Consider the following 7,050-nt stretch of genomic DNA (forward strand, 5'->3'; position numbering starts at 1 on the left):
GTCGTCGCTTGCAGGAACAGGTCGTCCTTCCCTTTATAATGAGCATAGATCGATGGCTTTTTTATGCCAACCTCTGTCGCGATCTCTTGCAACGATGCCCCTTCATAGCCGTGCGCAGCAAAATGATGGATGCTCGTCTGTAACAATTGTTGGGCTTTCAGATGAATCACCTTCCTAACGGTCGTTAGGTAACACTGTAACAGCAAATTTCAAATGTAGTCAATCAGATTGTCTTACCGCACAAAAAAACTGACTCCGCGAAGGCGGAATCAGTTAAGGAAGAATCATTATTTATTCATGACACGACCGCGTGTTGCGACGCGTGAGCCGACGATTCCTGCGAATGACGTGAAGATAAGAGTCAGAAGCAGTCCGACGAACGCCCAGATTGAAACTTTTGACGCCGTTTGTGTCGCTTGTTCTGTTTGCTCGCGGACATCTTGGACCGTTTTCTTGAGGTCAGCGGATGTTTCATCAAGCGTTTGTTTAGCAGTCTCAATTTGTTGCGTCGTTTCTTTTGTTGCCGTGTTGAGACCATCAACGATGTTTTGCGTCGCTTCTTCCGCTTCAGCACCTGTCAAATCGGTGTTTTTCGCAACAGCATCAGCGATTTTATCTTCATCGACTGATTTCTCGATTTTTTCAGCTCGTGCTGTCAACGAATCACCAAGATCCTGGACGATCGTATCGAAGTTCTCTGGTTTCGTGATCGCTTCCTTACCAGCAGCCGTGACGTCTTCTTGAACAGCGTCAAGTTCGTTCTGCAAGTAACCTGGTTGCAATTCTTTGATGTCCGAATCTTTTAAGATTTCGTCGACGTTCCCTTCAAGTTCTTTCGTATCAACTTGTGACACGTTTTTCGTAATCGAATCGAATCCTTTCGTCGCAGCGTCTTGCGCCGTCGAAGCAACGGATCCGATGCCGTTACCAGCCGCACCACCGACCGTACCGAGTAGTGAACCAACGGATTGTAACGTATTGACCGTCGTGAACGTCAAGAGAGCGAACAGTAGGATGACGCTCGTCGACCATGTCAAGAAACCGTGGACGAGACCGGCACGTGCCGACGTCACACCGGAGACGAATCCGGCAACGAACAGCGAGATGAGCAATGAAAGGATTGCCCAGATGATTAAGCCCGTTCCAACACCATCGAATGGGTTATTTGACGTGACGTCTGTGACGCCGAGTCCGATCGCTGAACCGATTAAACTAAATAAGATCAATAAAGATAGAAATGATACCACACCTGCAAAAATCGAGCTCCATGAGATGTTACGACCTGCTCCGTCCGCTTCCGCTCGGAAATGCGACGAAAAGCCTTTGTTTGTCTTTTCCATAATAAGCACTACCTCTCCCCAAATTGGTCTTTCAAGTTCGAGATGTTCATGAATGTAAAAGCTTCATCTCAAGTTTCTTACGCGCATAGCTCTTATATAACCGGTAACTAAATAAGAGAAACCTAGTATTACAGGTACATGATTAATGGTCGTCTGAACTTCAACGAAGTGATATTGGTTGCGTTTGGAGAAAAAGCATCGTACACTCTTATCAAGTGTCACGTTATACTGTACAGTTTAAAATCAAAAGGAGGTGATCCCCCGCTTTTAGGGGGATACAAGTTGGACATCGTCTTAACACTGAATTTGTTGTTGCTCGTCGTATTGATTGGTTTGACCGCGTTTTTCGTCGGTTCGGAATTTGCTGTCGTCAAAGTCCGGATGTCACGTCTCGACCAGATGGTGCAAGAAGGAAAAAAGGGAGCAGTACTTGCGAAGAAGGTCGCAGGAGATCTCGATTATTACTTGTCGGCCTGTCAGCTCGGTATTACGATCACTGCACTTGGTCTTGGTGCACTCGGAAAACCGACCGTCGAGAAATTGTTGACACCGGTCTTTGATGAACTCGGTGTCGCCGTTGCGCTGTCAACGCTTCTCTCATACAGTATCGCTTTCATCTTCGTCACGTTTCTCCACGTCGTCATCGGAGAACTTGCACCGAAGACGCTCGCGATCCAGTATGCGGAACGGATGACGTTATTACTGGCGCCGTCACTCTATGTATTCGGAAAAGTCATGTATCCATTCATCTGGATCATGAACGGTTCGGCCCGTGTCCTCTTGCGGATGTTCGGTGTGAAACCAGCTGGTCACGAACAAGCCCATTCCGAAGAAGAGTTGAAGATCATCATGGCTCAAAGTTTTCAAAGTGGTGAGATCAATCAATCGGAACTCGCCTTGATGCAAAACGTCTTTGCGTTTGATGAGCGTGTCACGCGCGACATCATGGTGCCACGGATGAACATGATGGTCATTTCGGACGAGATGAGTTGGGAAAATCTATTACAGACGATGTCTGACAATCCGTATACGCGTTACCCGGTCAGTGAGGGAACGGATAAGGACCGGATCAGTGGTTATATCAACGTCAAGGAAGTGCTCGCCCATCACGCGGTACAAGACGAACGAGAACTTGCATCGTTCCTTAAACCGTTGCCGGTCGTCTCGGAATTGACACCGCTGCAAGAAACACTCTTGAAGATGAAGCAGACACGGTCACACATCGCTCTCGTCATCGACGAGTATGGTGGGACATCCGGTTTGATCACGATGGAGGATATTTTGGAGGAAATCGTCGGTGATATCCGTGATGAATTCGATGAAGCGGAGCAAGCCGAAATCGAACAGTTACCAGACGGCTCGTACCGCTTAGCGGGTAATGTCCTATTAGTTGAAATTGAAGAACGATTTGGTCTTCGGTTCACTGAAGCAGAGGCGGTCGACACGATCGGTGGGTATATCCAATCACGGACGGCTGCTTTTGAAGAGGGAACGATCGTCGCAGATGAGGCGTTTACGCTTGAAATCTTGCGTTCTGCCCAATATCAGATTCAGGATGTCAAGTTGACCTTGCCGTCAAGCTAACAGAAAGACCCGTTTTGCTTAGTAGTTCAATCTACTAAGCAGGCGGGTCTTGTTTATTGAGCGGAGGGGAGATTGGATTCGCTTGACGGTAACTGTTCCTTCAAATACAGAGAAAAAGCTTCTTCCGATAAAGGACGCGCATAGTAATACCCCTGACCGATGTGACAGCCGACGGATTTAAGATACAAGTGCTGCGCCTCGTTTTCGACACCTTCTGCGATCATCGTCAGACCAATCGTTTGTCCCATTGCGATGATATGTGGGAGTAAAGCAGCTCCACCAGTTGTTTCCGGACAATCGTCGACGAATGATTTATCAATCTTCAGCGCATGAACTGGCAGTTGATGCAGGATGGATAAAGAAGAGAAACCGGTTCCGAAGTCATCGATGGCACAGTGAATTCCCTGATCGCGCAACGAATGCAACATCTTGCTGCTATCTGTGACGTCTTGTAAGACGCTCTCGGTAATTTCGAGTTCCAGATAAGCTGGAGATAAGTTCGTCTCAGACAAGATCTCTTCAATCATGTTTAGGAAATGTTGATCCTTGAACTGGGGAACGGAGATGTTGACGGCGACGATTAGCGGATAGCCTTGCTCATGCCAGTCAAATGTTCTGCGGCATGCCGTCTTTAGAATCCAGCGACCAAGAGCGATGATATGACCGCTCTCTTCAGCGATCGAGATGAATTCGACGGGAGAAATCAAACCAAAGACTGGATGATGCCAGCGAACGAGTGCTTCCATACCGATCGGACGGTTCGTCATCAAATCGACTTTTGGCTGATAGACCAGTTGGAATTGATCGTTCTCGATTGCTGCCGGCATATCCATTTCTAGCTGGATCTTCCGAATGAACCATTGATGGAGTCGTTCATCATACCGGACGCAGTGCATCGGTCCTTGTTGTTTCGCTTGAAGAAGTGCCGTATCAAGACAAGGAAGAATGTCCTGGTGCACGGAAGTGTCTTCGATGAGACAACTACCAGCATGGATGTTGACTTGAATCGAATATCCGCGAATTCGGAACGGGCGCTCGAATTGGTGTAATAAAGCCTGTTCAAGAGCGGTCAACGAATCATTTGTCGCGTACGGGAGGATGAGCGCGAACTCATCCCCACCGATTCGGTAGATTTCCAGGTCATCGTGACGCAACAGCCGAAGTCGATTCGCCGTCTCAATCAAGACACGGTCACCCGTCGCATGCCCCATCGTATCATTGACGATCGTCAAACGATGTAAATCAAGCGAGACGGCCGCAAAAGAACGCGGTAAGTCGTTCGTAAGCCGTTCGATGAAGTGTTGCCGATTCGCGAGCTGTGTCAGCGAATCGTGGTAAGCGATAAATGAGACTTCGTTTAGCAAGCGATTGTTGTTTCGTAAGGTAAAGATTTGCCGACCGAGAACAAGAAAGAACAAGAGCAGCCAACCGCTCGATAGAATATTGAGGTACCAGTCATAAGTCGATAAGACGAACCCTGTCAGTAAACCGATGCTAACATAAGGCAAGATGAAATCGCGTTCCGTTACCGTTCGCTGAGAACGAAAGTGTCGTTCTTGTTGCGGATGCTGTCTTCCTTCTAAATGACCACTCCATCCGATGGACAGAAGCGCGATGACCCAGAAAACATCGACGAGATGTTCAAGAAACGGACTGTTGTTAAACGTAAAGACGGTAAGCATGACATCACCGCACACTTGAAACAAAAAACCAACGACGAGAAAACGGTGATGCGGTTTTCCTTGGTTATAACGAACATGGTAATACAAAATCGCACTGAAAAAGAGGAGTAACACATCAGCAATGAGAAATCCGAAGGTGGAGATCGTTCGCTCGAGCGAGGGATTCAGGATCTCAAAATAGGGTTGCAATAAATAATAGTCGCTCATGACGAAAGCCGTCGTCATGAACACGACTAAATTGAAGATGTAGTTCTTATTCGTGAAGTTCAATCCGATGCTACGCATCTTCGTGATTAGCGCTAAGACATAGCTGAAATAAGACGAACACCAAAGAATGGTCGAGGCAATCGGTGCATCGACCCGTCCGTCTGTCAATTGAAGGAACAGCCATAGACCATTCCCGAGGACGTGTAATAGAAGACCCGCGAACAAGAAACTTAGAAAACGGAGGTGTGGATTGCGCTGTTCAATGCGTGCGCGAATCATCCAATAGGCGGCAATCAGACCCGCCATCATATGAAAGACGTTGATTCCAATCAAGTGTGCCCACTCTTCAGCAGGTCCAAAACGAATCCAACCATAGAAAACCAGGAATACAGGAAAGACGATGAAAGAGAAGTAACGCCACATGAGTTGAACGGACCTCCTTAAGTTAAAAAGCGAGAAGTGTTATATAGATATCGGTCAAATTTTCCATTTTTTGAAGGGTGCTTACCTAGAATGCTTGAGGAAATGGGCGAGTGTCGCACATTAAAAGTACCAATCATGACGGGAAATTCCATATGAAAATTTTGGATTTTCGAATGATAGCCATTCAAATGTCAATTATAGGTGACGATAAAGAAAATGAAGTCCATCTATGAATGAGGGAGAGAAGCATATGAAATGGTTCGCGAAATCAGCATCACCGTCCTTCGATGCGCGCATCGAAGACGAACGCGCTCATGTCGTGTTGAACGTTCCGACATCCTTACATGAACAATTACGTTTAATCGGTCTAGAAGCAGTCGATTTACAAATTGTCCGGGTCATCAGCGAAGATGTATCCCGTTGGATGCCGAGCATGGTCGACGCGTTCTACGAGGAGCTGGTTCGTGTTCCATCTCTCCGGCATTTGATTGAACAGCATTCGACGCTTGAACGATTGAAAGGCACTCTCGCTCGGCACATCCTACAAATGTTCGATGGTCAGGTGACGATGGACTACATCGAAGCCCGGCGCCGAATCGCTGAGCGGCATGTTCAAATCGGTTTGCATAATAAATGGTATATTGCTGCCTTTCAAAAAGTCTGGAACGTCCTCAGTGAACAGATTGACGGCAGTGATTGGCCGGAAGTCGAACGTGTCCGGATCATGCGGGCAGCGGGGAAACTCTTTAACCTCGAACAACAAATCGTCATGACGATGTATGAGGATCAAATCGATGAGGAGCGTCAAGCGATCGCGACAGCAAAACGGCACGTCGGAGATGGCGTACAAAAATCAACCGAAGAGCTTGCCGCGATGAGTGAAGAGTCGTCAGCGAACTTCCAGGAGATTGAACGGCACGCCAAACACGTCTCGACGACGACAGACGCAATTTCGATCCAGTTGACGGAAGCGGTCAGTGAAGCAGAAGCAGGTGTCGTCCTCGTCGAAGAGGAGACACGTCGCTTTGAGCATGTCGTCGCAGATTTATCACGGACGACTGAACAAGTCGCTGAACTGTCTCGTCTGTCGCAGGAAATCGAGCGGATCGCCGGGATGGTGACGACGATTTCCGATCAGACGAACCTACTCAGCTTGAACGCCTCGATCGAAGCGGCGCGTGCCGGGGAGATGGGGCGCGGATTTACCGTCGTGGCGCAAGAAATTCGGAAACTCGCTGAAGAGAGTAAACAGTCGGCAGCCGAGACGTCGCGGATCGCCCAAGAAATCACGCAAAAGATGCTCGTCGTCTCAGAGCGGATGGGAACGACGGAGACAGCGGTTGTCCGAACGACGACGGAGATGCAACAAGTCGTCCGTGCCTTCTCACGGATTTCAGAACAGACGGATGCGGTCTCGCGGCAAATTCATGAACTATCGACCGATACGAAGGATGTCGCCGGAACGATCGAAGGGATGCGTAAGATTGCAGAAGCGATTGCTGAGACAGCGGATGACTTACAAGAAGTCGCAGCAACTCTATAAGTGATCCCTCCTTTCTACGTGAAAGGAGGATTTTTTGTCGCTTTATGGAAAAATGAAAGTGGAGGTGTGAATGGTTTATGGTTCAGAGTATACTACTGATTGTTTTATGCTTTTTCGCTTTGATTGGACATTATTTGATGACAGGGGAACTCGCTCCACGTGAGTTGTACGGATTACTCGGTTTAACGGGCGTCGCTTTCGTTATCGGTGGAGTCGAATGGTGGCAAATCCGTTGCGATTTACGTTATCGAGGAGTAGAAGAGGGAGTATC

6 protein-coding genes are annotated in these 7,050 nt (G+C 47.9%); 3 read left to right on the top strand and 3 right to left on the bottom strand.

Annotation, left to right across the window (positions count from 1 at the left end):
- The coding region (locus F8N00_RS14760) for a TetR/AcrR family transcriptional regulator (protein WP_421018469.1) at positions 1–161 on the bottom strand (161 nt) is incomplete at its 3' end.
- Between the two features lie 126 nt (positions 162–287).
- On the bottom strand, positions 288–1,340 hold the full coding sequence (locus F8N00_RS14765) for a hypothetical protein (RefSeq protein WP_421018464.1): 1,053 nt from the start codon (positions 1,338–1,340) through the stop codon (positions 288–290).
- A 282-nt stretch (positions 1,341–1,622) separates the two neighbouring features.
- On the opposite strand from F8N00_RS14765, the gene F8N00_RS14770 reads away from it, so the two are divergent.
- Positions 1,623–2,924, top strand: a complete 1,302-nt coding sequence (locus F8N00_RS14770; RefSeq protein WP_421018465.1) for a hemolysin family protein — start codon at positions 1,623–1,625, stop codon at positions 2,922–2,924.
- A 53-nt stretch (positions 2,925–2,977) separates the two neighbouring features.
- On the opposite strand, the gene F8N00_RS14775 is transcribed toward F8N00_RS14770, so the two are convergent.
- On the bottom strand, positions 2,978–5,236 hold the full coding sequence (locus F8N00_RS14775) for a putative bifunctional diguanylate cyclase/phosphodiesterase (protein ID WP_421018466.1): 2,259 nt from the start codon (positions 5,234–5,236) through the stop codon (positions 2,978–2,980).
- 250 nt (positions 5,237–5,486) lie between these two features.
- Between F8N00_RS14775 and F8N00_RS14780 the strand changes: the two genes are divergently transcribed.
- Together F8N00_RS14780 and F8N00_RS14785 are read left to right on the top strand one after the other, a co-directional pair.
- On the top strand, positions 5,487–6,779 hold the full coding sequence (locus F8N00_RS14780) for a methyl-accepting chemotaxis protein (RefSeq protein WP_421018467.1): 1,293 nt from the start codon (positions 5,487–5,489) through the stop codon (positions 6,777–6,779).
- 77 nt (positions 6,780–6,856) lie between these two features.
- The coding region (locus F8N00_RS14785; protein ID WP_421018468.1) for a hypothetical protein at positions 6,857–7,050 on the top strand (194 nt) is incomplete at its 3' end.

The sequence above is a fragment of the Exiguobacterium sp. A1_3_1 genome (assembly GCF_048985645.1).
Classification (GTDB): domain Bacteria; phylum Bacillota; class Bacilli; order Exiguobacteriales; family Exiguobacteriaceae; genus Exiguobacterium_A; species Exiguobacterium_A indicum.